Below are 23,930 nucleotides of genomic sequence, written 5' to 3' on the forward strand. Positions count from 1 at the left end.
CCGACGCAAAGTCGGTTTTTTTACGTCCTGATTCAGACCTCCTTTCGAATGAATAGCCAACTCAAAATTCACACCTATTACCTTCCTCTGCACCTACGCATCCGTTAAAACATATATGTTTTTGACTTATCCGCTTCGAAGAGAGACACTACCTGCAACAATCAGGAGCGCAATATGTCATTTCTGTTACCCATCCAATTGTTCAAAATTCTTGCTGATGAAACCCGTCTGGGCATCGTTTTACTGCTTAGCGAACTGGGAGAGTTATGCGTCTGCGATCTCTGCACTGCCCTCGATCAGTCGCAGCCCAAGATATCCCGCCATCTGGCATTGCTGCGTGAAAGCGGGCTATTGCTGGACCGCAAGCAAGGTAAGTGGGTTCATTACCGCCTATCGCCGCATATTCCAGCATGGGCGGCGAAAATTATTGATGAGGCCTGGCGATGTGAACAGGAAAAGGTTCAGGCGATTGTCCGCAACCTGGCTCGACAAAATTGTTCCGTAGACAGTAAGAACATTTGCAGTTAAAAAATTTAGCTAAACACATATGGATTTTCGCATGTGTTTTATCCGGGAGGCATTATGTTACTGGCAGGCGCTATCTTTGTCCTGACCATTGTATTGGTTATCTGGCAGCCGAAAGGTTTAGGCATCGGCTGGAGTGCGACGCTGGGCGCGGTGCTGGCGTTAATGACGGGCGTGGTTCATCCGGGCGATATTCCGGTGGTGTGGAATATCGTCTGGAATGCAACTGCCGCATTTATTGCCGTTATTATCATCAGTCTGCTGCTGGATGAATCCGGCTTTTTCGAATGGGCGGCGCTGCACGTTTCACGCTGGGGCAATGGACGCGGTCGCCTGTTGTTTACCTGGATTGTCCTGCTCGGCGCCGCCGTTGCAGCTCTGTTTGCCAATGATGGCGCGGCGCTTATTTTAACGCCGATTGTCATCGCCATGCTGCTGGCGTTAGGGTTCAGCAAAGGCACTACGCTGGCGTTCGTGATGGCGGCCGGATTCATTGCCGATACCGCCAGCCTGCCGCTTATCGTCTCCAACCTGGTGAATATCGTTTCGGCAGATTTCTTTGGTCTTAGCTTTCGCGAATATGCTTCGGTAATGGTGCCGGTGGATATCGCCGCGATACTGGCCACGCTGGTGATGTTGCATCTCTACTTTCGCAAAGACATTCCGCAGAACTACGATATGGCGCTGCTGAAAGCACCGGCAGAAGCAATTAAAGATCCCGCCACCTTCAAAACTGGCTGGGTTGTTTTACTGCTTCTGCTGGTGGGATTTTTCGTCCTGGAACCACTCGGCATTCCGGTAAGCGCCATTGCGGCGGTGGGTGCGCTGATTTTGTTTGTAGTCGCTAAACGCGGTCATGCTATCAATACGGGTAAAGTGCTGCGCGGTGCGCCCTGGCAGATTGTCATCTTCTCGCTCGGTATGTATCTGGTGGTTTATGGCCTGCGCAATGCCGGGTTAACGGAATATCTTTCTGGCGTACTCAACGTGCTGGCGGATAACGGCCTGTGGGCCGCGACGCTGGGCACCGGATTCCTCACCGCCTTCCTCTCTTCTATTATGAACAATATGCCGACGGTACTGGTTGGCGCGTTGTCCATTGATGGCAGCACGGCATCTGGCGTTATCAAAGAAGCGATGGTTTATGCCAACGTGATTGGCTGCGATTTGGGGCCGAAAATCACCCCAATTGGTAGCCTGGCGACGCTGCTCTGGCTGCACGTACTTTCGCAGAAGAATATGACGATTACCTGGGGATATTACTTCCGCACAGGGATTCTCATGACCCTGCCGGTACTGTTTGTAACGCTGGTGGCGCTGGTGCTACGCCTCTCTTTCACTTTGTAATGAGATACTGATATGAGCAACATTACCATTTATCACAACCCGGCCTGCGGCACGTCGCGTAATACGCTGGAGATGATCCGCAACAGCGGTACAGAACCGACCATTGTCTATTATCTGGAAAACCCACCGACGCGTGATGAGCTGGTAAAACTCATTGCTGATATGGGAATTTGTGTTCGCGCTCTGCTACGTAAAAACGTTGAACCGTATGAGGAACTGGGTCTGGCAGAAGATAAATTTACTGACGATCAGTTAACCGACTTTATGTTGCAACACCCGATTCTGATTAACCGCCCAATCGTGGTAACGCGGCTGGGAACCCGGCTGTGCCGTCCTTCGGAAGTGGTGCTGGAGATCCTGCCAGATACTCAGAAAGGGGCGTTTACCAAGGAAGACGGTGAGAAAGTGGTCGATGATTCGGGTCAACGATTAAAATAAACAAAGGGGGGTGGCTGTGCCCCCAATCTCTGACGAACGCGTATCATTTCTTACCGGATGCGAGATCGTGCAATCTCAGTAAATTGCGCTTCCTGCCCTCGAAGATAAATAGTTTCCATTTTAATAAATGGTTATCACCATAATGCTAATAATTAGCACTCCATGTAACATGAGATAAAAAATAAACTCATTATAATAATTAAATAAAGAACTAATATTACGAGGAGACGGATAATAACATCATATGTCAATGCTATCCGGGACTAATATTCAAGGATATAAATATCAGACAGGTTTACGTTACTATCAGGCATATCGCCTAAGAATCGGATGAAAACTATAAAGAAATATCTATTATGGTTTTAACATTTGTTGATAAGGATAGTAACATGAACAAGACAAAAGGTGCACTCATCTTCAGCCTTTCATTTTTTCTTGCCGCATGTAGTTCGATTCCGCAAAATATTAAAGGCAATAATCAACCTGATATTCAAAAAAGTTTTGTTGCTGTTCATAACCAACCGAATTTGTATGTTGGGCAACAGGCACGCTTTGGCGGTAAGGTTATCAACGTTATTAACGGCAAAACTGATACGTTGTTAGAAATCGCCGTATTACCGCTGGATAGCTATGCCAAACCTGACATTGAAGCCAACTATCAAGGTCGCCTGCTCGCCAGACAAAATGGCTTCCTTGACCCAGTGAACTATCGTAATCACTTTGTTACTGTTCTCGGCACAATTCAGGGCGAACAACCTGGATTTATCAATAAAGTCCCATATAACTTCGTTGACGTGAATGTACAAGGTATTCAGGTGTGGCATTTGAGAGAAGTGGTCAACACCACCTACAACCTGTGGGATTACGGCTACGGCGCATTCTGGCCTGAACCAGGCTGGGGCGCACCTTACTACACCAATGCGGTTAGCCAGGTAACACCAGAACTGGTGAAATGATTTAGTTTAAAGATGCAGATATTTTTCAAATATCTGCATCTTTAGTATGAATATTTATATATAACAATAATTATAATATCCTCTCTATTTATTACCTTTGGCACCTGATTATAAAGTTAATGTCCGCAACAGGAGTCGGTTATGTTTCTTATAATTACCAGGGATACAATGTTTTTCACCGCGATGAAAAATATTTTAAGTAAGGGTAATGTCGTTCATATACAGAACGAAGAGGAGATCGACTTAACATTGCATCAGAATGCCTTAGTGATTATTGATACATTAATGAACAATGTCTTTCATTCTTCAATACTCAACAAAATTGAACATCTGAAGCCTGTTCATGTCATTGTTTTCTCACCGTTTAATATTAAACGCTGTCTGGGAAAAGTCCCGGTAACTTTTGTCCAGAGAAATATTACGATTATTGACTTTGTCGCGCTGCTTAATGGCAGTTACTGTTCTGTGCCAGAAGCGGATGTGTCACTCTCATGCAAACAACATCAAGTTCTGACCTGCATTGCTAATCAAATGACGACAGAAGATATTCTGGGAAAATTAAAAATTTCGCTGAAAACATTCTACTGCCATAAACACAATATTATGATGATTCTCAACCTTAAGCGGATCAACGAACTGGTACGTCATCAACATATTGATTATCTGGTCTGAACTCGCCAGCTGATATTTATAAAGAGGCCCGGCGACCGCCAGACCTCCGCACAATTACGCTTTACACAGTAACACCTTCCTGCGTCAATGCCGCAATCTGTTTACGCCATTGCGCTTGCTCCTGTTCGCCTTCTGTACGTTGACCATAGAGCTGCGCAATCTGCGTACCGTCATGGGCAAACAATTCCAGACTGGTTACGTAGCCATCGCTGGCGGGTTTACGAGTTACCCAGGTTTCAGCAATGCACTCCTCTAAAAGGTGAAGAGTAAACGTTGGGTTGAAAATATTCAGCCAGCCTTTCATCGGCACCACTTTTTCAACCACACCGGTGAAGATCTGTACGCAACCACGGTTGCCAACAAATACCATGATCTCATTACCATCTTGCTGGGCGGATTCCAGTATCTGCGCCAGCGCACTATTGGGTACTTTGCAGGCCAAATCGTCTGCCACCAGATTAAACGCCTGCTGGCGAGTCAGGTTGTGGCGCTTGAGCAACGTAAAAAACTGATGAACGTCGGTCATCGCCCGCCACTCTTGCTCGACCACACTGGCATCTACGTCGGTTTGTGCGGCAGTCGCATCAACGGCTTTTAACTCAAACGGCGTATTCTCTTCGACGATAAAACGCCCCAGAAGCTCGCTCCATGCCGCCATGTCGGTATTATCGGTGGCATAAACTTTCAGTAACGCATCGCCCTGATGATCAAAGAACTGAATACTCTGGCGTTCGCCGCGAGCCGTGGTTTCTTTTATATGGAAAACACTGTCCCACTGATTGAGAAACAGTCGTAAATCCAGCGCGCGCGGGTTGAGTATTAATCCGGCATGACCGTTCAAATGCTGGTTCGTGAAAGCACCTATCTGCTCATGAACAGCATATTCGTTCCGGCAAATGCATTTGGTTTCGCCAACGCTTTCCAGTGCTGCCAGAATTTCACGAATATTGCCACGCATCCGCCACGCATCGTGCGTGACGCGCGCAAATGCCAGTTCTGCTTCGCTAATATTCATTAAACCTGCGATGTCACGCGCGTACTTTCCGGGATTTTGTTCTTTTAACTCAAGCCAGCGTGTGTAGTGGTTCATTGTCTCTCTTCCTTCCAGATAAACGCCCCGAAATATCGGGGCAGATGATTACCATTGATAACTCACGAAAATTTTTCCGTTACGACCATCCTGCGGGATACCCTGCGGCGACCAGTACTCTTTATCGAAGGCGTTGCCCAGTACCAGAGTGGTGGTCATGCCTTTGAGCGCCTGCTGTCCTTGATAGCTAACGTAGAAATCATTCACGCCGTAGCCCGGTTGTTTACTGTAACTGCTGCTGACATGTGTTGAGCGATCGGCAAACGTACCGACCCAACCGACAGAGAAGCCACTATGGGCAATGGGAATATTCAGGGTGCTGGTAACAGTATCCGGGTTAATGCTGGAGATATATTCACCGGTATCGGTGTCTTTGCCACGGGTACGGTTATAGGCCACATCAAGGCTAAACAGATCAGTGGTATATTTCGTCATCACGTCCCAGCCCCAGATTTTGGCGTTCGGGACGTTATACGACATGGTCGTCGCCGCCGCGAAATTGACGGTCGTGGAGATGTAATCCTTCGCTTTGGTATCAAAGTAGCTGGCTTTAAATTCCAGGGCATCATTGGACAACATCAGGTCATCAAAACGCAGCCCAAAGCCGTACTCCTGAGTTTCGTTGGTTTCCGGACGCAAATTCGGGTTCGGCACCCAATAGTTGGTATAGAAGCGACCAATCGAGAAGTGCTTAGAATCGTTATACATTTCGCCCATCGTCGGGGCGCGGAATGCCTGCGCATACGAGCCAAATAACATCAGCCAGTTGGTCGGGTTGATAGTCATCCCCGCGCGAGATGACCATTTGTCGGCATCCACATCTTTGTAGCCGTCGCTGCTACCGCGATAACTGTCATAGCGGGTTCCGCCAAGCAGGGTAATCGGCAGATCGCGTAAGGTTATCTCATCTTGCAGCCAACCGGAGCTGAAATCGATTTTCGCTTGCGGGAACCCCGTCGTCGCACCGCCAGGATGCTGTTCCTGACGATAATACTCACCGCCATATGTCAGCAGGTGAGAGGCAAAACTATCGGCAAACAGAGTGGAACGGTTCTCCAGTTTGGCACCTTTTGTCGTCTGTTCACGATACTCGCCGGAACTCCCCGTGTTCTGCGCATTAATACGGACTTCCGACCAGTAAACTTTTGCATCGGCATTTAACCAGTCGTTGCCCAACGGAGCGAGTTTATAAGCAAGCTGCGCATCACGTTGAATCGTTGAGCGATCAACCATCGGGTTGCTGCTATCAGAAGCCTCAACGGTCTGCGGATTTTTTGGTTCACGCGCGTCGTTATTGTAATAACGCACTAACCCGCTCAGAGCCTGGGCAGAATCAATTTTCCAGGTTCCTTTCGCCAGCATGTTGTTGATAGCCTCGTCATTCGGCGCGGTTTCACCATTGCTCTGGCGTAAATCACCACGATCGCGGCTGGACCAGGCCACAATACCATCCAGATTTTCAGTTCGCCCAAACGCGCTCGCGCCTAATCCCAGGCTATGGTCTCCCGTGCCGCCAGTGCCAAAGACACGAAAACCACTGCTTTGTCCTTCCTGCAATAAATCTTTTGCATCGACCGTATCGTAGGAGATAACCCCTCCCAGCGCGCCACTGCCATACAGTAATGCCGAAGGACCACGGACAATCTCAACGCGTTTGATCAGCGCCGGATCGAGGAAAGTACCATTCAGGTGTCCAGTATCGGTTCCCTGACGAACACCATCGACAAGGATCAACACACCGCGATGGTCATAACCACGCATATTCACATCCTGACCATTCGTGCGTCCCGTACCATCAAGAGTAATCCCAGGAACATGGCGCAGCAGATCGGTGGCAGAAGTGGCCGTTTGGTTTTCAGGGACGGAAGTGTCGATAACGCTGACCATCATTGGCGCTTCGAAGGAACTGCGGGCATTCCCCGTTGCAGTAACAGTCATGGTTTCAGTAGCAAAAGCAATCGTCGGCAAGCTGGCGGAAACAGCCAAAGCCAACAAACTCAAGCGCAACGAGGTAAATTGCGGACGTGACATAGCGATTCTCCATGAGGAAAATAAAAAATGCTGGCTGCCTGGGTAAAAACCGGGGTGGCTGGCGAAAATAAATTTATTTACGATTCAAGGCGATAGTATTAGCCAAGTGAGTTAATTGGCGTTTATATCCCGTGAAATTACCTGGTATTTCTGACAATTGCGCAAATACAAGCCCTCTTATCAGGCCGGGTGGTACACCACGTCTGAAGTGAAGAGTGCCGTGCGTTATCCCTCACGAAAGTTATAATTTCATTATCCATATGATCATATTTTGTTAAATACTGACTTGATAATGAGAATTATTATCGATCATTTTTTTATGATCAAGCTTTTTTTAACCGCTATTAACACACTAAACAGGGGGTTAAAGAATCTGTTTATCTCTCATCAACCGCAGCGTCCTTGTCACAATTCGTCCCACCGTGCCGTAACAAATCTTTGTCGTTAACTGCAATAATTTTTCTATTTTTTTGCCCTACAACCCGCGACATTGCTGGAGTTGCACCTTTTTCTCGCCCCGAAATTCAGCCGTTGCAAAGAACGTTAGCTGACGAATCATCTTGATAAAAATCAAAAATAAATACGCTTGTAACGCCTTGCGTATTGAATCGGTGGTGGAATTTCATATATAACTCAAATGATAATCATGATCATTCTCAATTTGATAAGAGTTCTCAATATGATGCCAAGGATCACCACCAGGCCGTGTCTTTGTTCCCCACTAACGTTATGCATTTCAGCCGTGGCCTCTGCCGCGAAGACCACGGTAAAACGAAGTTCCATGAAAAAACTGTTTATGGCAGTACTGGCTCTTAGCTGGGCTTTTAGCGCAACGGCGACCGAACGTATCGTGGTTGCTGGAGGGTCACTGACGGAACTGATCTACGCGATGGGTGCTGGTAACCGCGTGGTTGGTGTCGATGAAACAACATCTTATCCACCAGAAACCGCCAAACTGCCGCATATTGGTTACTGGAAACAACTAAGCAGCGAAGGCATTTTGTCACTTCGCCCGAATAGCGTAATTACCTGGCAGGATGCCGGGCCACAAATTGTGCTCGACCAACTACGGGCGCAGAAAGTCAACGTCGTCACCCTGCCGCGAGTGCCTGCCACCCTTGAGCAGATGTACGCCAACATTCGTCAACTGGCGAAAACGTTACAGGTTCCTGAACAAGGCGACGCGCTGGTGACACAGATCAACCAACGCCTGGAGCGAGTACAGCAAAACGTGGCGGCCAAAAAAGCCCCGGTTAAAGCGATGTTTATTCTCTCCGCAGGCGGCAGTGCGCCACAGGTTGCCGGTAAAGGCAGCGTCGCAGACGCTATTCTGTCACTTGCCGGTGCAGAAAACGTCGCTACCCACCAGCAGTACAAAAGCTACAGCGCGGAATCGCTGATTGCGGCTAACCCTGAAGTGATTGTCGTCACCTCACAAATGGTCGATGCCGATATTAATCGGCTGCGTTCTATTGCCGGAATTACCCACACCGCCGCATGGAAAAACCAGCGCATTATCACCGTTGATCAAAACCTGATTCTGGGAATGGGCCCGCGTATTGCTGATGTCGTTGAGTCTTTACACCAGCAGCTTTGGCCGCAATAAACGGATTTAAATCAGACGTATGAACATGAAAAACACCCTGGATCTCACGCCACATTTTGCTTTAGACGGAGACCAGCCATTTAAAGACAGGCGCGCCATGATGCCATTTCGTGGAGCCATTCCGGTCGCCAAAGAACAACTGGCACAAACCTGGCAAGAGATGATCGGTCAAACGACTTCACCTCGTAAGCGACTGGTTTATCTGCATATTCCTTTTTGCGCGACACACTGCACGTTTTGTGGTTTTTATCAGAATCGTTTTAACGAAGATACGTGCGCTCATTATACCGATGCCCTGATTCGAGAAATCGAGCTGGAGGCGGACAGTGTATTGCATCAGTCCGCGCCCATCCACGCAGTCTATTTCGGTGGTGGCACGCCTTCTGCGCTCTCTGCGCGCGATTTGTCCAGAATCATCACCACACTACGAGAGAAATTACCGCTGGCACCCGATTGTGAAATCACCATTGAAGGCCGGGTACTGAATTTTGACGCTGACCGAATCGACGCTTGCCTTGACGCAGGAGCAAATCGCTTTTCTATTGGTATTCAGTCATTTAACAGCAACATCCGCAAGAAAATGGCACGCACCTCTGATGGCCCAACCGCCATTGCATTTATGGAAAGCCTGGTCAAACGCGACCGTGCTGCGGTGGTGTGCGATCTGTTATTCGGCCTGCCAGGTCAGGATGCGCAAACCTGGGGAGAAGATCTGACTATTGCCCGCGATATCGGTCTCGATGGCGTTGATCTCTATGCGCTCAATGTCCTGCCCAACACGCCGCTGGGCAAAGCCGTGGAAAATGGGCGCACTACCGTGCCCTCTCCGGCAGAACGTCGCGATCTCTATCTGCAAGGGTGTGACTTCATGGACGATGCCGGCTGGCGCTGCATCAGTAACAGCCACTGGGGTCGTACTACACGCGAACGTAATCTCTATAACCTGCTGATTAAACAGGGTGCCGATTGTCTGGCCTTTGGTTCTGGCGCAGGCGGTTCGATTAATGGTTACTCCTGGATGAACGAACGCAACCTTCAGACCTGGCATGAATCCGTCGCGGCAGGCAAAAAACCGCTGATGATGATCATGCGTAACGCCGAACGTAACGCGCAGTGGCGTCATACCTTGCAGTCGGGCATTGAAACGGCGCGTGTATCACTGGACGAACTTACGCCACATGCCGAAAAACTCGCGCCGTTACTGGCTCAGTGGCACCAAAAAGGCTTAAGCCGCGATGCTTCAACTTGCCTGCGGCTGACTAATGAAGGTCGTTTCTGGGCAAGCAATATTTTGCAGTCTCTTAATGAACTGATTCAGGTACTTAATGCGCCAGCGATTGTGCGTGGAAAACCATAACAGGAGTGATTTATGAGCCATGTCTCGTTACAGGAATTTTTGAAAACGGAGCCAGACGGTACGCTGGAAGCGATCGCCGAACAATACAACACCACACTGCTGGAGGTAGTGAAAAATCTGCCCTCTCCGACGGTCGTGTCAGGCGATAAATTCGATACTGTCTGGGATACCGTCTGCGAATGGGGCAACGTCACCACGCTGGTGCATACTGCCGATGTGATCCTCGAATTTAGCGGCGAACTGCCTTCGGGTTTCCATCGTCACGGCTATTTCAACCTACGCGGAAAGCACGGCATGTCCGGGCATATCAAAGCAGAAAACTGCACACATATTGCCTTGATCGAACGTAAATTCATGGGCATGGACACCGCCTCTATTCTCTTTTTCAATAAGGAAGGCAGCGCCATGCTGAAAATCTTCCTCGGCAGGGATGACCATCGTCAGCTCCTGAGCGAACAAGTCAGCGCCTTCCATGCTCTGGCGGCATCTCTGAAGGAACATGCCTGATGACGCCGTGGCTACTCTTTGGCGCAGGCGGAAAGGGAGTTGGAGCCAGAACGCTTGCACTGGCGCTGGCGGAACAACGTCCGGTCGTTGCTGTCGTTCGTCATGCCGATGCAGCCAAGAAACTGGCACAACAAGGTGTGCAGGTTTTTACAGGCGACGCCTGTGATGCCAGCGTAGTTGCGGCTGCTTGCCGCGCGGCTGGCCCGGATGCGCTTGTCATCTCAACAATGGGTGGCGCACAGGATTATCTGGCGCACAGAACAGTGATTGATGAGGCCGAAAAAGCCGGTATCAAGCGCATGATTCTGGTGACCTCTTTGGGATGCGGAGATAGCTGGCCGTTTTTATCAGATCGCGCCAAAGCCGCGTTTGGTCAGGCGGTACGGGAAAAAACGCTGGCGGAAAGCTGGCTGCAAACCAGCCAACTTGACTACGCCATTCTCCGTCCAGGCGGTCTGCTTGATGGCGCAGCAACGGGCAACGCGTTACGGATACAAAATCAGGAATGTCATGGTTTTGTCCGCCGTGCCGATGTCGCTACACATATTGCTGAACTGGCCAGTCAGCCGACACTCAACAAGCAGATCTACAGTCTGATTGAACCAGATCTGAAACCGGCGTAATCCCCTCCCGGCGCGGAATATCCGCGCCGTAATGTCGTAATGTCGTAATGTCGTAATGGAGTTTTGCGTGCTCAAGGATTCATTGTCTTCCGCCAGTGTCTTTATGGGGCTATCACTCTTATTGCTTGCCCTGGTGCTGTTCGGCGCCAGTCAGGGAGCGTTAAAGATCAGTTTTGATGCCCTTTTTGATGAGGAATACCGCGATATCTGGCTAAATATTCGCCTGCCTCGCGTTTTACTGGCAGTGCTGGTAGGCGCAGCGTTGGCAACCGCCGGGGTGATTATGCAGGGGCTTTTTCGCAACCCCATGGCTGACCCTGGATTACTCGGCGTCAGTAGCGGTTCGGCATTAATGGTTGGCGTTGCTATTGTGCTGCCCTTTTCCTTCCCGGTGATGCTGGTGCTCTATGAGCAAATGGTATTTGCCATCGCCGGTAGTTTAGTGGTCTGCACCATCATTTTTCTCATCACGCAGCGCCATCGCGATGGCAGCATGATGCAATTGTTACTGGCCGGGATCGCCATCAACGCCCTGTGCGGTGCGGCGATTGGCGTACTGAGCTATATCGGCGATGAACAGCAGCTACGACAACTCACACTGTGGATGATGGGCAATCTTGGACAGGCGCAATGGCCGACGTTATTGGTCGCCAGTTCATTCATTCTGCCAGCCATTATCGCGACAACCTGTCTCGCCGGAACGCTAAATTTGCTGCAACTTGGTGATGAAGAAGCCCACTACCTCGGCGTGAACGTTAAACGTAAACGCCAGCAATTACTGTTGATTAGCTCACTGCTTGTTGGCGCTGCCGTATCGGTAAGCGGAATTATCGGTTTTATAGGCCTGGTGATCCCACATCTGATTCGCATGACGACCGGGGCAAATCACCGCTGGTTAATCCCTTGTTCCGCCCTCGCCGGCGCCTGTTTATTGCTGATGGCAGACACACTTGCCCGCACGCTAGTACAGCCAGCAGAAATGCCCGTGGGATTATTAACCAGCCTGCTTGGCGGCCCTTATTTTATGTGGTTGATTCTGCGCAACCGGAGGATCACATGATCAGCGCCCAGAACCTGGTTTATAGCCTTCAGGGACGGCGTCTGACTGACAATGTCTCGCTGACTTTTCCCGGCGGAGAAATTGTTGCCATTCTCGGCCCTAATGGCGCGGGAAAATCCACGTTGCTTCGCCAGCTAACCGGCTATCTTCAACCAGATAGCGGCGAATGCCGGTTGTTTAATAAGCCATTAAATGAATGGTCAATCACCGAACTGGCGAAACACCGGGCCGTGATGCGTCAAAATAGCCACATGGCGTTTCCATTCAGCGTAAAGGAAGTGATCCAGATGGGGCGGCATCCACATCGTACCGGCAATCAGAGCGGTGAAACGGTGCAGATTATGGCGTTATGCGACTGTCAGGCACTCGCTAACCGCGACTACCGGCAATTATCCGGCGGTGAACAACAGCGTGTGCAATTGGCTCGCCTGCTGGTGCAACTCTGGGAACCAGTCCCCTCACCGAAATGGTTATTCCTTGATGAACCAACGTCGGCGCTGGATATTCACCATCAACAACATCTGTTTCGTTTATTACGCCAGTTGGTTCGCGAACGGCAATTTAACGTCTGCTGCGTATTGCACGATCTTAATCTTGCAGCCCGTTATGCTGACCGTGTTGTTTTGATGCAAAAAGGAAAGGTTGTTGCAAATGGCAAACCGCAGGACGTATTGACACAGCAGGCGCTGACAATGCTCTATGGCGCGGATATTACCGTGCTAAAAGATCCGGCTAACCATTCACCACTGATCGTCCTCGATCATTAAAACCAACAGGAGTACCGCTCTGGTACTCTTGCCGAATAAATAACGATACAGATTAGCTAATTGAAACGCCTTTCACCCCTGCCATACCTTTTAATAATCGCAACAGATCTTCTATCGACGTTGTGGCATGAAGCTGGATATCAATGGCGACCACTTCATGATCTTCATTTTCCTGCAACGAAACTAAATCAGTTTTTATTTTTTGCTGCTTAAACCAGTCGAGCATTGATACCGTATTACCGTTCACTAATGTCAGCTGTAAATGGTAATTTTTGTTCATCAGGCGGAAGGTTAATTGATGGAAGACTTCCAGCACCAGCAAGGTCATCACGGAACCGTAAATCCCCAGTTCATACATGCCGCTACCAATCACCATACCGATGGCTGCCGTTACCCAAATATCCGCAGCGGTCGTTAAACCGACAATATTTTGATTGCGAACGAGGATGTTCCCCGCACCGATAAATCCGACGCCAGTGACGACCTGAGCGGCAATACGGCTGGGATCAAGACCGACATGATCCAACGCCAGCACATCAGCAAAACCATATTTCGACACAATCATGAACAGCGCGCTGCCCATACCAATCAAGACATGGGTACGTAAACCAGCCCCCTTGCCGCGCATTTGCCTTTCCATGCCAATAGCACCACAAGCAATTGCGGTCAGGATCAAACGAATAATAAATTCGGTAGTCATATAAAAACGCAAAAAGGAGCAGCAAGATGGCTCGGCTTGCTACTCCTTTTTGCTTTATTCCTGTTAATTCGGCAGGACATTTGCCAATTTATCTTTAAAGGTATACAAATTTTTCTGCGGATTTTTCTTACAATATTCAATCACTTTAGGAATCTGAGTCAGGTCGGTTTCATTTAAGGTTACAGTATCACCACCTTTATAAACCGTTTCTTCATGCAGCATCCACCATGCAACAGGTGTCATCGCTTTCGGATTCAGGTCAATAAATTCCTGACAAGTCATATCTTTAGCAGATTCATTAGCCGCCAGCGCAGATTGCGCATTAACCAGTGACAGTGCCGCTACAGCGCCAACGAAAACAATGGCTTTACGTAGAGATGCAATATTCATTTTACAACCCATTCAATAAATAATTGATATATGAACAGGAGGATTACCTGCTTTATAAGCAAGATATTCCGGCCTGTTCAATATTTAAGGAAATACGATGTAACGCATTCCCGTAATTACATATCTTTCTTAATTTTGTCCCATTCGCCTTTAACTTTATCTTTAAAGCTGGCTTTTTTATCCTGGGTACAAGCCTGAACGATCGCAGGGGTTACGGTTGCAATACCCTGAACATCTAAAACCGCATCTTCCGGTTTGTCTTTATTATTCAGAGCTTCAGCAAAACCGACAGCAGTCGGCTGGAAGGATTCGTCTACAGCCAGGAAGTCTTCACAGGTCCAGGAGTTGACAGGTTTTTTATTGTCAGCTGCTTTTTGCGCATCGGCTGCATTGCTCACTACAGGCAGAAGAAGCAGACCACCAAGAATAACGCCTAATACTTTTTTCATCGTAATATCCTCAACTATAAAGTGAAAGAGCCGTCACGAATCAATTTCGACATTGAGGTTATAACCTGGTTTTCTGGGTATGTCATGTTGAGACAAAATATCAAAATCAGATATTTTTATTCTAATACAATAGGTTACATGGTCATCACGCACAGTAATTAGGAAATTTTTATTAAATCAACTGCATTCTCAGATGCATTTTTGGCATAGATTGATAGCAGGGGTTTTCCTTCTTAAATTTATAGGGTGGTTCTATGTTATATATAGATAAGGCAACAATTTTGAAGTTTGATCTGGATATGCTTAAGAAGCATCGTAGAGCGATCCAGTTTATTGCTGTACTGCTATTCATCGTCGGTTTACTGTGTATCAGTTTCCCGTTTGTTTCTGGTGATATTCTAAGCACGGTAGTTGGCGTATTATTAATCTGCTCGGGTATTGCACTTATTGTTGGATTATTCAGCAACCGCAGTCATAATTTCTGGCCTGTATTATCGGGGTTCCTTGTGGCAGTAGCCTATTTATTGATCGGCTATTTCTTTATCCGCGCACCGGAACTTGGGATTTTCGCCATTGCAGCGTTTATTGCGGGTCTGTTCTGCGTCGCAGGGGTTATTCGCCTGATGAGCTGGTATCGTCAGCGTTCAATGAAAGGTAGCTGGCTACAACTCGTTATTGGTGTGCTGGATATCGTCATTGCCTGGATATTCCTTGGCGCAACACCGATGGTTTCTGTGACATTGGTATCTACGCTGGTAGGGATCGAACTCATATTTAGCGCCGCCAGCCTGTTCAGTTTTGCTAGTTTGTTCGTTAAAAAATAATAACTAGCCGACGTATCTCCGCTCTATTTTTTAGCCTGCCTCATAGTTACGCACAATGATTATGAGGCAGCTAACACCTACACTACCGCATGGCTACCTTGATAAAACACGTACTATCATTGAAATAAATCGCGCACAGCGATTAAATCAACTATCTGAAATTTTTGTTTTTTTATTTATTTCACGGCGAATTAGCCATTTCAAACATTATCATGGCTGATATTTTTCGTTGTCAGGTTTAATGTTTTAGAAGTGCTGTGAGAAAGTGAACTGAAGGTTCCATAAACATCGATGCTATGGGTAGATAAACGAATATTCCAGAGTTTATTTTTTCACTATCAATGCACTAAAAGAAAGCTGGCAATCCAATTGCCAGCTTAAATAGAAACAAGGAGACTCAATATTTAAATCGGATTACGCTTTAACTTTAGTAATATTCTTCAGAGATCACAAATGGATTATTTATAACTTATTCTTGGGTAGAAGTCCGCAGCGTGTTAATGTTTTGTTTATTAATTACAAATCAATAACAACCAGGAATCTTACCTAGGATCAATATATGGACCAGGTGATGGCTAAATCTGAAGTTTTGATTAGTGTTAATAGACGTATTAGTTCACGAAGGGCAAGGTTCTTATAGGCGTTTACTATATTGAACACCATATTCGGACATGGATGTAAATAATGAAAGGGACAACATGTTCGAAACGATAACGGCTAAGGAGCAAGTTATGATTTTTCTCATGACGAAGGATTCTTTTCTTTTACAGGGCTTTTTGCAGTTGAAAGATAATCACGAAATGATAAAAATCAATTCCCTGTCAGAGCTCAAAAGCATAGGCAACAAACCATTCAAGGTGATCATTGATACCTATCATAATCATATCCTTGATGAAGAAGCTATTAAGTTTCTTGAGAAATTAGATGCCGAAAGAATCATTGTCCTGGCACCTTATCACATCAGTAAACTGAAAAGTCAGTCGCCTATTTATTTTATCAGCCGCAAAGAAAGTATTAAAAACCTGATTGATATTACTTATGGAAAACACTTACCCCATAAGAATTCTCAATTATGTTTCTCGCATAATCAATTCAAAATTATGCAACTGATTCTGAAAAACAAAAATGAAAGTAATATCACATCAACACTGAATATTTCGCAGCAAACGTTAAAGATCCAGAAATTCAATATCATGTACAAGCTGAAACTGAGACGTATGAGCGACATCGTGACTCTGGGAATTTCTTCTTATTTTTAATAAGGAGCCGATGTGACCCAGCGATAATTGTCTGAAATTAATGGCTGGCATGACGAGGGATGCAAATGCTGACTCCATTACTCCCGGTGATAACCAAAGGAGAAGCGAAAACGAACTTATTCCCCTGGTTTATGTATCCACCAGTAGAAACCTTCGTTGCCCGGATGCAGACAGAGACTGTCGGCAGAACGGCAACATTTTTTTTGCCATTAACGTCACAATATTGGTCACTCTGCCTACATGCTTCCTCGCTGGCTTACAACCTCATGACTTGCATTATGCCGCTGGTCTGTAAATCCCTCATACCTCACCCCACGCGTAATTCAAAGAACCGTTATTTCTCACGAGTTTTCAGGGACTAAAATGAACAGAAAAAGAATACTGTTAATACCGTTGTTATTCTGCGGCGCGATGCTCACCGCCTGCGATGACAAATCGACGGAAAATGCCGCCGCCATGACACCTGAAGTGAGTGTGGTGACACTCTCTCCCGGTTCGGTCAATGTGATGAGCGAACTGCCCGGCAGAACAGTTCCTTATGAAGTTGCGGAGATACGTCCCCAGGTGGGCGGCATTATCATTAAACGCAACTTTATCGAAGGCGATAAAGTTAACCAGGGCGACTCGCTGTATCAGATTGACCCCGCGCCCTTACAGGCAGAGCTGAACTCCGCCAAAGGTTCGCTGGCGAAAGCTCTCTCCACCGCCAGCAATGCCCGCATCACCTTTAACCGCCAGGCATCGTTGCTGAAGACCAACTACGTTAGCCGTCAGGATTACGACACCGCGCGCACCCAACTGAATGAGGCAGAAGCCAATGTCACCGTCGCCAAAGCGGCTGTTGAGCAGGCGACGATCAATCTGCAATACGCGAATGTCACCTCGCCGATTACGGGCGTCAGCGGAAAATCGTCGGTAACCGTCGGCGCATTAGTTACTGCTAATCAAGCTGATTCCCTGGTCACTGTGCAGCGTCTGGATCCGATTTATGTCGATCTCACGCAGTCGGTGCAGGATTTTTTGCGCATGAAAGAAGAGGTCGCCAGTGGGCAGATCAAGCAGGTTCAGGGCAGTACGCCTGTGCAGCTTAATCTGGAAAATGGCAAACGTTACAGCCAGACCGGCACGCTGAAATTTTCCGACCCGACAGTAGATGAAACCACGGGTTCCGTCACGTTGCGCGCGATCTTCCCCAATCCAAATGGTGACTTACTGCCAGGCATGTACGTCACAGCGTTAGTGGATGAAGGTAGTCGCCAGAATGTGTTACTGGTGCCGCAGGAAGGCGTTACTCACAACGCTCAGGGTAAAGCGACGGCACTCATTCTGGATAAAGACGATGTCGTGCAGTTACGCGAAATTAACGCTACCAAAGCTATCGGAAATCAGTGGGTTGTTACCTCTGGTTTGCAAGCTGGCGATCGGGTGATCGTTTCCGGTTTGCAACGCATACATCCGGGTATCAAAGCACGCGCAATTTCCTCCAGCCAGGAAAACGCCAGCACCGAATCGAAACAATAACGTTGCAGGCTTAAGGGGACTTTCATGGCTAACTATTTTATTGATCGCCCGGTTTTTGCCTGGGTACTTGCCATTATTTTGATGCTCGCAGGCGGTCTGGCGATCATGAACTTACCGGTTGCGCAATATCCGCAGATTGCACCGCCAACCATCACCGTCAGCGCCACCTATCCGGGCGCTGATGCGCAAACAGTAGAAGACTCGGTCACTCAGGTGATTGAGCAAAATATGAATGGGCTTGATGGCCTGATGTATATGTCATCAACCAGCGATGCAGCAGGTAATGCATCCATCACCCTGACTTTTGAGACGGGAACATCGCCCGATATTGCGCAGGTTCAGGTACAAAATAAACTGCAACTCGCCATGCCATCGCTCCCCGAAGCGGTACAGCAACAAGGAATTAGCGTCAATAAATCGAGCAGCAATATCCTGATGGTGGCGGCGTTTATCTCTGATAACGGCAGCCTCAACCAGTACGACATCGCGGACTATGTGGCGTCTAATATTAAAGACCCTCTAAGCCGTACCGCAGGCGTCGGTAGCGTACAGCTCTTTGGTTCAGAGTACGCCATGCGTATCTGGCTGGATCCGCAAAAACTCAATAAATACAATCTCGTTCCTTCTGATGTTATTTCCCAAATCAAAGTACAAAACAACCAGATTTCCGGCGGTCAACTGGGGGGGATGCCACAGGCGGCAGACCAGCAACTGAACGCCTCAATCATTGTGCAGACGCGTCTACAAACGCCGGAAGAATTTGGCAAAATCCTGCTAAAAGTTCAGCAAGATGGTTCGCAAGTATTGCTGCGCGACGTTGCTCGCGTCGAGCTGGGGGCGGAAGATTATTCCACCGTGGCGCGCTATAACGGCAAACCTGCTGCCGGTATCGCCATCAAACTGGCTACCGGGGCAAACGCGCTCGATACCTCGCGGGCAGTAAAAGCAGAACTCAACCGCTTATCAGCCTATTTCCCCGCCAGCCTGAAGACGGTTTATCCTTACGACACCACACCGTTTATCCAAATTTCAATTCAGGAAGTTTTCAAAACGCTGGTTGAGGCGATCATCCTCGTCTTCCTGGTCATGTACCTGTTTTTACAAAACATTCGCGCTACGATTATCCCGACTATCGCCGTGCCGGTGGTTATTCTCGGTACGTTCGCGATTTTGTCGGCGGTCGGTTTTACCATCAACACCCTCACCATGTTCGGGATGGTGTTAGCTATAGGGCTTCTGGTAGATGACGCCATCGTGGTGGTGGAAAACGTCGAGCGCGTGATAGCGGAAGATAAACTGCCGCCGCAGGAAGCGACGCATAAATCGATGGGGCAAATCCAGCGTGCGTTGGTCGGGATTGCCGTTGTTCTGTCCGCCGTGTTTATGCCAATGGCCTTTATGAGCGGCGCGACCGGGGAAATTTATCGCCAGTTCTCCATTACGCTGATTTCATCCATGTTGCTTTCGGTGTTTGTGGCGATGAGCCTGACCCCGGCACTTTGCGCCACCATTCTGAAAGCCGCACCGGAAGGTGGTCACAAACCGAACGCCTTGTTCGAACGCTTCAACCATCTGTTTGAAAAATCGACTCAACACTATACCGACAGCACCCGCTCACTGCTGAGTTGCACTGGTCGTTACATGGTGGTTTACCTGCTGATTTGTGCGGGGATGGCGGTGCTGTTCCTGCGTACACCGACCTCTTTCTTACCGGAAGAGGATCAGGGGGTCTTTATGACCACCGCGCAGTTACCGTCAGGTTCCACCATGGTTAACACCACGAAAGTGCTGCAACAGGTGACAGATTACTATCTGACAAAAGAGAAAAATAATGTCCAGTCGGTGTTTACCGTTGGCGGCTTTGGCTTCAGCGGTCAGGGGCAAAACAACGGTCTGGCGTTTATCAGCCTCAAGCCGTGGTCTGAACGTGTCGGCGAGGAAAACTCAGTGACCGCAATCATTCAGCGGGCAATGGTGGCTCTGAGCAGTATCAATAAAGCGATGATTTTCCCGTTCAACTTACCTGCGGTAGCGGAGCTGGGTACAGCATCAGGTTTTGATATGGAACTACTGGACAACGGCAACCTGGGGCACGAAAAGCTGACCCAGGCGAGAAACGAGTTGTTGTCGCTGGCAGCACAATCACCCGATCAGGTAACAGCGGTTCGCCCGAACGGCCTGGAAGATACACCGATGTTCAAAGTGAACGTCAACGCCGCGAAAGCCGAAGCGATGGGCGTGGAACTGTCTGATATCAACCAGACCCTCTCTACCGCCTTCGGCAGTAGCTACGTCAATGACTTCCTCAATCAGGGGCGTGTGAAAAAAGTGTATGTCCAGGCAGGAACGCCGTTCCGTATGCTGCCGGACAACATCAACCAATGGTATGTACGCAACGCCTCTGGCACGATGGCGCCGCTTTCTGCCTATTCTTCAACAGAATGGACCTACGGTTCGCCGCGACTGGAACGTTACAACGGCATTCCGTCGATGGAGATTTTAGGGGAAGCCGCTGCCGGGAAAAGTACCGGTGACGCAATGAAATTTATGGCGGATCTGGTCGCTAAACTTCCGGCGGGCGTCGGCTACTCCTGGACCGGGTTGTCATATCAGGAAGCGTTATCATCCAACCAGGCTCCCGCACTGTATGCCATTTCACTGGTCGTGGTGTTCCTCGCCCTCGCCGCGCTGTATGAAAGCTGGTCAATTCCGTTCTCGGTGATGTTAGTTGTACCGTTGGGTGTCATTGGTGCATTACTGGCAACTGACCTGCGCGGCTTAAGCAATGACGTCTACTTTCAGGTCGGATTGCTGACCACCATCGGGCTTTCCGCCAAGAACGCCATCCTGATCGTCGAATTTGCGGTTGAGATGATGCAGAAAGAAGGCAAAACACCGGTAGAAGCGATTATCGAAGCGGCGCGGATGCGTTTACGCCCAATCCTCATGACCTCTCTGGCCTTTATTCTCGGCGTACTGCCGCTGGTTATCAGTCATGGTGCAGGTTCCGGCGCACAAAACGCGGTAGGTACAGGCGTTATGGGGGGGATGTTTGCAGCAACTGTGCTGGCAATTTACTTCGTTCCCGTCTTTTTTGTCGTTGTGGAACATCTCTTTGCCCGCTTTAAAAAAGCGTAACGTATGAATGAGAGTAAGGTTGAACATGAGCGTTCGGCCTTACTCTTTCCTCGCAACCACTCACTACTCAACAACCAGCTAATCGTGAGGAATACCAGACTTAACAAACAGCAGTGAAAGTAGAAACCACTCCAGCCATTGGTCATCAATTTGAACAGCACAATACAGACCAGCATTCCCGTAATTATATGAATTGTTAGCTTAATAATCCCAAACATGCCGCGTCTTTTCCTCCTGAAAATACTAATACCCGTTTGCGAACTGCCAAAGAGAACTTGCCGTTGGTTCCGGCAGAGATAATCAGGAAAGATTTTTACATGCAGCGAGTATGAGATCCTGACCAATACCCAAATGAGATATGCAATCAGGAGAAGGTTCCCGGCGAATGCTGTGCAAACTGATGTGGTGTGACGCCATAATATTGTCGAAATGTATTTATAAAGTACGACGTACTGCTATACCCACATTTTTCAGCAATGGTATGTAGAGGAACTTGCCGTAACTCAAGTAGTCTTCTGGCCATCGACATCCTCGAGGCGAGTAATATTTTACTGAAGCAAGTATTTTCTTCCTGCAACTTTTTTTTGATTAAGCTCTCACTGGTATACATTGTTTCTGCGATATCACGCAGATACCAACGCCTGGCTATATCAAAGCTAATAATACGTTCAACTTTCCCCGATACAGTGCTGATACTGTTAAAAAGTAAAGGGATAAGCTCTTTCTTATGAGAAAACATTGATAAGCAGGAAAGATAGAGCATATTGCTCAATATAGGAGAATTTACAGCGGATTTAGCAAAACTATCAAAAATCGCTATCACCAGAGGCATTGGCGGTTCTGGGTTAATTAATAAACGATTTTTGTTATGTAGCCCCAAATTATGTGGTGCCTGACGAATATTTTGTAAGTAATGACAAACCGTCAGCTCATCGATATCCAAACGTCGCGTATCATGTGAACAAAACGAAAAATCGTCTGCCAAATTTTTCTCCAGTAGTAGAATACTCGCTTTGTTCAACGATATTTTTTGTTGTTCATGATAAATATCAAACGAACGGCAGGCGAGGATCACCGAGCAAACATGAGCCATGACTATCCCTTATATTCCATTACTGCGATTATTTCAATTTCAGTATACTGATGAAATGATGCCTGACTGTTCTTCAGGACTAAAACTGCCATATTTAGTAGGATCATACTTTACCTATTACGCAAATTTGCATAACAGTTAATTAGAAATAAGTAAATACAATAATAATATATTTTTAAAAATCGTATAGCCTATGTTTATAAAAATTTGGCTGATCTTATCTCCAGCAAACGTTATATTTAACTTACTGAGAGCACAAAAGTTTCCCGTGCCAACAGGGAGTGTTATAACGGTTTATTAGTCTGGAGACGGCAGACTATCCTCTTCCCGGTCCCCTATGCCGGGTTTTTTTTATGTTCGGGCAGACGTTGTAATCTTATTCTTACAGCCGAACTCTAAAATTTTCTTCTGTAACAAGTCTTGTCATTGAGTCGCCATTGAACTTTCCTTGTGCTATTTGTTCCTGATACTCTGTGGGTGTCATCCCATAATAATTTCGAAAAACGTAAATAAAATATGACATGCTGTTATAGCCACAGGACATTGCCACGCGTTTTATTGGAATACCAGGCATTACAACAAGTTGTAATGCACGCTGCATTCTACATGCGGTGAGCAGTTGTGAATAAGACGTATCTTCTTCACGCAATTTTTTCTTTAACAGACTCTGACTCATCAGTAACTCGTTGGCGATCTGTGATAATGTCCATTGATGAGCGATATTATTGTTGATAACTGTACAAACTCGCGTGCGCGTATTGGGATGTAATATGTTCACCAGTAGCGGTATAAACTGCTCATCCTCAAGAAAAACGGACAATAATGCAAATATTAATGCTCTTTTGCGCAATACCTCACCATAGCGGAGATTAGTTTGCTGCGAGAGTTGCATAACTTCCTGAAAAAATGGAATTTCTCTGGCACAGTGGTGAATAATTAACGAAGGTACTTTTTTATGAGTATGAAAATTTAACGCATCCTCCTTGAGAATCTGGAGGAATAATGAAAGCGTTTCCTTCGTGACAAATACTATATTTTCTAAGGAATTAGAAACTAAAACATGATTTGCATCCACGCAGACCAAATCACCGCCATTAAAATAGCGATATTCACCATCAGCCATGGTGAGAATATATTTATGTCTTGCGTACGCAATGAGACAAGTGCCATGTTGTGATTGCATAGTTGACTTAATATAACATAAACATATTACTGTTTATTAATGTAGCACGCATTATATCTAAGTCAAATTTACTGGCATATAAATTTAAACGAAGCGGTGAGAAAAATGATAATGAGTGGAATAAATTACGCAGAATTATGGTGTTTATAATACAAAAAATGAATAGATAAAAATGCAAGATAATGAATACCAGGCGAATAATACCTTAAGGTGATATTTCACTTATATCATTATAATTTATAAACATTCATACATTATACAACTTAATAACAATATGAATATAAACCAATATTTCCGGGTTATATTCTGGTCGAACTCTCAGCCCCGGCTTGCTAGCCGGGGCTGAGATTCCTTATAACATCCTGTTATCAGGTATGTTTAAAGCTGTTCTGCT

The 23,930-nt window shown here is 47.2% G+C and carries 22 protein-coding genes; 15 read left to right on the forward strand and 7 right to left on the reverse strand.

Annotation, left to right across the window (positions count from 1 at the left end):
- The first annotated feature begins 174 nt into the window (after positions 1–174).
- The 5 genes from arsR (at position 175) to EQY_RS0116885 (ending at position 3,938) form a co-directional block, all read left to right on the forward strand.
- A complete protein-coding gene (gene arsR, locus EQY_RS0116865; RefSeq protein ID WP_000008959.1) occupies positions 175–528 on the forward strand; it encodes an As(III)-sensing metalloregulatory transcriptional repressor ArsR in 354 nt (117 codons plus the stop codon).
- 54 nt (positions 529–582) lie between these two features.
- Positions 583–1,872 (forward strand): arsenite/antimonite:H(+) antiporter ArsB, encoded by a 1,290-nt coding sequence (gene arsB, locus EQY_RS0116870; protein WP_024212627.1) that lies wholly within the window; start codon positions 583–585, stop codon positions 1,870–1,872.
- Positions 1,873–1,884: 12 nt separating this feature from the next.
- Positions 1,885–2,310: a glutaredoxin-dependent arsenate reductase gene (arsC, locus tag EQY_RS0116875; RefSeq protein WP_000065797.1), complete on the forward strand. Its 426-nt coding sequence runs from the start codon at positions 1,885–1,887 to the stop codon at positions 2,308–2,310.
- 389 nt (positions 2,311–2,699) lie between these two features.
- On the forward strand, positions 2,700–3,266 hold the full coding sequence (gene slp, locus EQY_RS0116880) for an outer membrane lipoprotein Slp (RefSeq protein ID WP_001044201.1): 567 nt from the start codon (positions 2,700–2,702) through the stop codon (positions 3,264–3,266).
- Between the two features lie 141 nt (positions 3,267–3,407).
- The gene (locus EQY_RS0116885) at positions 3,408–3,938 is read left to right on the forward strand and encodes a helix-turn-helix domain-containing protein (RefSeq protein ID WP_000478613.1); all 531 of its coding nucleotides are present in this window, start codon (positions 3,408–3,410) and stop codon (positions 3,936–3,938) included.
- 61 nt (positions 3,939–3,999) lie between these two features.
- On the opposite strand, the gene chuS is transcribed toward EQY_RS0116885, so the two are convergent.
- Together chuS and chuA are read right to left on the reverse strand one after the other, a co-directional pair.
- Positions 4,000–5,028, reverse strand: a complete 1,029-nt coding sequence (gene chuS, locus EQY_RS0116890; protein WP_001017206.1) for a hematinate-forming heme oxygenase ChuS — start codon at positions 5,026–5,028, stop codon at positions 4,000–4,002.
- A gap of 48 nt (positions 5,029–5,076) precedes the next feature.
- Positions 5,077–6,966 carry a TonB-dependent heme/hemoglobin receptor ChuA/ShuA gene (gene chuA / locus EQY_RS0116895; RefSeq protein ID WP_307723224.1) on the reverse strand — a complete coding sequence of 630 codons (1,890 nt, stop codon included), beginning with the start codon at positions 6,964–6,966 and terminating at the stop codon, positions 5,077–5,079.
- Between the two features lie 775 nt (positions 6,967–7,741).
- Between chuA and shuT the strand changes: the two genes are divergently transcribed.
- The 6 genes from shuT (at position 7,742) to EQY_RS0116925 (ending at position 12,979) form a co-directional block, all read left to right on the forward strand.
- The gene (gene shuT / locus EQY_RS0116900) at positions 7,742–8,665 is read left to right on the forward strand and encodes a heme ABC transporter substrate-binding protein ShuT (protein WP_024212628.1); all 924 of its coding nucleotides are present in this window, start codon (positions 7,742–7,744) and stop codon (positions 8,663–8,665) included.
- 19 nt (positions 8,666–8,684) lie between these two features.
- Positions 8,685–10,022: a heme anaerobic degradation radical SAM methyltransferase ChuW/HutW gene (hutW, locus tag EQY_RS0116905; RefSeq protein WP_001056419.1), complete on the forward strand. Its 1,338-nt coding sequence runs from the start codon at positions 8,685–8,687 to the stop codon at positions 10,020–10,022.
- A gap of 12 nt (positions 10,023–10,034) precedes the next feature.
- Positions 10,035–10,529 carry a heme utilization cystosolic carrier protein HutX gene (gene hutX, locus EQY_RS0116910; RefSeq protein WP_000020032.1) on the forward strand — a complete coding sequence of 165 codons (495 nt, stop codon included), beginning with the start codon at positions 10,035–10,037 and terminating at the stop codon, positions 10,527–10,529.
- Positions 10,529–11,152 carry an anaerobilin reductase gene (chuY, locus tag EQY_RS0116915; RefSeq protein ID WP_000189339.1) on the forward strand — a complete coding sequence of 208 codons (624 nt, stop codon included), beginning with the start codon at positions 10,529–10,531 and terminating at the stop codon, positions 11,150–11,152. The genes hutX and chuY overlap by 1 nt, the downstream gene beginning before the upstream one ends.
- 67 nt (positions 11,153–11,219) lie before the next feature.
- Positions 11,220–12,212: a heme ABC transporter permease ShuU/ChuU gene (gene shuU / locus EQY_RS0116920; RefSeq protein WP_000910410.1), complete on the forward strand. Its 993-nt coding sequence runs from the start codon at positions 11,220–11,222 to the stop codon at positions 12,210–12,212.
- Positions 12,209–12,979: a heme ABC transporter ATP-binding protein gene (locus tag EQY_RS0116925; RefSeq protein ID WP_000622313.1), complete on the forward strand. Its 771-nt coding sequence runs from the start codon at positions 12,209–12,211 to the stop codon at positions 12,977–12,979. The genes shuU and EQY_RS0116925 overlap by 4 nt, the downstream gene beginning before the upstream one ends.
- Positions 12,980–13,031: 52 nt before the next feature.
- On the opposite strand, the gene EQY_RS0116930 is transcribed toward EQY_RS0116925, so the two are convergent.
- From EQY_RS0116930 to hdeA, 3 genes are all read right to left on the reverse strand, one after another.
- Complete coding sequence (locus EQY_RS0116930; protein WP_024212629.1) at positions 13,032–13,679, reverse strand: MgtC/SapB family protein; 648 nt, start codon at positions 13,677–13,679, stop codon at positions 13,032–13,034.
- 63 nt (positions 13,680–13,742) lie between these two features.
- Positions 13,743–14,069 carry an acid-activated periplasmic chaperone HdeB gene (gene hdeB, locus EQY_RS0116935; RefSeq protein ID WP_016158878.1) on the reverse strand — a complete coding sequence of 109 codons (327 nt, stop codon included), beginning with the start codon at positions 14,067–14,069 and terminating at the stop codon, positions 13,743–13,745.
- A gap of 116 nt (positions 14,070–14,185) precedes the next feature.
- Positions 14,186–14,518 (reverse strand): acid-activated periplasmic chaperone HdeA, encoded by a 333-nt coding sequence (hdeA, locus tag EQY_RS0116940; protein ID WP_000756548.1) that lies wholly within the window; start codon positions 14,516–14,518, stop codon positions 14,186–14,188.
- A gap of 254 nt (positions 14,519–14,772) precedes the next feature.
- Here hdeA and hdeD point away from each other — a divergent pair, with 254 nt between their 5' ends.
- The 4 genes from hdeD (at position 14,773) to mdtF (ending at position 21,260) form a co-directional block, all read left to right on the forward strand.
- The gene (hdeD, locus tag EQY_RS0116945) at positions 14,773–15,342 is read left to right on the forward strand and encodes an acid-resistance protein HdeD (protein ID WP_000965661.1); all 570 of its coding nucleotides are present in this window, start codon (positions 14,773–14,775) and stop codon (positions 15,340–15,342) included.
- A 731-nt stretch (positions 15,343–16,073) separates the two neighbouring features.
- Positions 16,074–16,601 (forward strand): acid resistance transcriptional activator GadE, encoded by a 528-nt coding sequence (gadE, locus tag EQY_RS0116950; protein ID WP_000576683.1) that lies wholly within the window; start codon positions 16,074–16,076, stop codon positions 16,599–16,601.
- Positions 16,602–17,012: 411 nt separating this feature from the next.
- Complete coding sequence (gene mdtE / locus EQY_RS0116960) at positions 17,013–18,122, forward strand: multidrug transporter subunit MdtE (protein ID WP_309245663.1); 1,110 nt, start codon at positions 17,013–17,015, stop codon at positions 18,120–18,122.
- 24 nt (positions 18,123–18,146) lie between these two features.
- Entirely contained in the window at positions 18,147–21,260 is a 3,114-nt protein-coding gene (gene mdtF / locus EQY_RS0116965; protein ID WP_000024840.1) for a multidrug efflux pump RND permease MdtF, read from the forward strand.
- Between the two features lie 364 nt (positions 21,261–21,624).
- Here the strand turns inward: mdtF and gadW are convergent, their stop codons facing one another.
- Positions 21,625–22,353 (reverse strand): acid resistance transcriptional activator GadW, encoded by a 729-nt coding sequence (gene gadW / locus EQY_RS0116970; protein WP_000951545.1) that lies wholly within the window; start codon positions 22,351–22,353, stop codon positions 21,625–21,627.
- Positions 22,354–22,735: 382 nt separating this feature from the next.
- Positions 22,736–23,536: a DNA-binding transcriptional regulator GadX gene (gadX, locus tag EQY_RS0116975; protein WP_001191770.1), complete on the reverse strand. Its 801-nt coding sequence runs from the start codon at positions 23,534–23,536 to the stop codon at positions 22,736–22,738.
- Positions 23,537–23,930 lie beyond the last annotated feature (394 nt).

Origin of the sequence: Escherichia sp. TW14182, assembly GCF_000208525.1 — a bacterium.
Classification (GTDB): Bacteria; Pseudomonadota; Gammaproteobacteria; order Enterobacterales; family Enterobacteriaceae; genus Escherichia; species Escherichia ruysiae.

What these genes read in the sequence shown, in the direction of transcription:
- arsR (WP_000008959.1), top strand. Translation starts at nt 175, where the DNA reads ATGTCATTTCTGTTACCCATCCAATTGTTCAAAATTCTTGCTGATGAA.
- arsB (WP_024212627.1), top strand. Translation starts at nt 583, where the DNA reads ATGTTACTGGCAGGCGCTATCTTTGTCCTGACCATTGTATTGGTTATC.
- arsC (WP_000065797.1), top strand. Translation starts at nt 1,885, where the DNA reads ATGAGCAACATTACCATTTATCACAACCCGGCCTGCGGCACGTCGCGT.
- slp (WP_001044201.1), top strand. Translation starts at nt 2,700, where the DNA reads ATGAACAAGACAAAAGGTGCACTCATCTTCAGCCTTTCATTTTTTCTT.
- EQY_RS0116885 (WP_000478613.1), top strand. Translation starts at nt 3,408, where the DNA reads ATGTTTCTTATAATTACCAGGGATACAATGTTTTTCACCGCGATGAAA.
- chuS (WP_001017206.1), bottom strand. Translation starts at nt 5,028, where the DNA reads ATGAACCACTACACACGCTGGCTTGAGTTAAAAGAACAAAATCCCGGA.
- chuA (WP_307723224.1), bottom strand. Translation starts at nt 6,966, where the DNA reads ATGACTGTTACTGCAACGGGGAATGCCCGCAGTTCCTTCGAAGCGCCA.
- shuT (WP_024212628.1), top strand. Translation starts at nt 7,742, where the DNA reads ATGCCAAGGATCACCACCAGGCCGTGTCTTTGTTCCCCACTAACGTTA.
- hutW (WP_001056419.1), top strand. Translation starts at nt 8,685, where the DNA reads ATGAACATGAAAAACACCCTGGATCTCACGCCACATTTTGCTTTAGAC.
- hutX (WP_000020032.1), top strand. Translation starts at nt 10,035, where the DNA reads ATGAGCCATGTCTCGTTACAGGAATTTTTGAAAACGGAGCCAGACGGT.
- chuY (WP_000189339.1), top strand. Translation starts at nt 10,529, where the DNA reads ATGACGCCGTGGCTACTCTTTGGCGCAGGCGGAAAGGGAGTTGGAGCC.
- EQY_RS0116925 (WP_000622313.1), top strand. Translation starts at nt 12,209, where the DNA reads ATGATCAGCGCCCAGAACCTGGTTTATAGCCTTCAGGGACGGCGTCTG.
- EQY_RS0116930 (WP_024212629.1), bottom strand. Translation starts at nt 13,679, where the DNA reads ATGACTACCGAATTTATTATTCGTTTGATCCTGACCGCAATTGCTTGT.
- hdeB (WP_016158878.1), bottom strand. Translation starts at nt 14,069, where the DNA reads ATGAATATTGCATCTCTACGTAAAGCCATTGTTTTCGTTGGCGCTGTA.
- hdeA (WP_000756548.1), bottom strand. Translation starts at nt 14,518, where the DNA reads ATGAAAAAAGTATTAGGCGTTATTCTTGGTGGTCTGCTTCTTCTGCCT.
- hdeD (WP_000965661.1), top strand. Translation starts at nt 14,773, where the DNA reads ATGTTATATATAGATAAGGCAACAATTTTGAAGTTTGATCTGGATATG.
- gadE (WP_000576683.1), top strand. Translation starts at nt 16,074, where the DNA reads ATGATTTTTCTCATGACGAAGGATTCTTTTCTTTTACAGGGCTTTTTG.
- mdtE (WP_309245663.1), top strand. Translation starts at nt 17,013, where the DNA reads ATGCTCACCGCCTGCGATGACAAATCGACGGAAAATGCCGCCGCCATG.
- mdtF (WP_000024840.1), top strand. Translation starts at nt 18,147, where the DNA reads ATGGCTAACTATTTTATTGATCGCCCGGTTTTTGCCTGGGTACTTGCC.
- gadW (WP_000951545.1), bottom strand. Translation starts at nt 22,353, where the DNA reads ATGGCTCATGTTTGCTCGGTGATCCTCGCCTGCCGTTCGTTTGATATT.
- gadX (WP_001191770.1), bottom strand. Translation starts at nt 23,536, where the DNA reads ATGCAATCACAACATGGCACTTGTCTCATTGCGTACGCAAGACATAAA.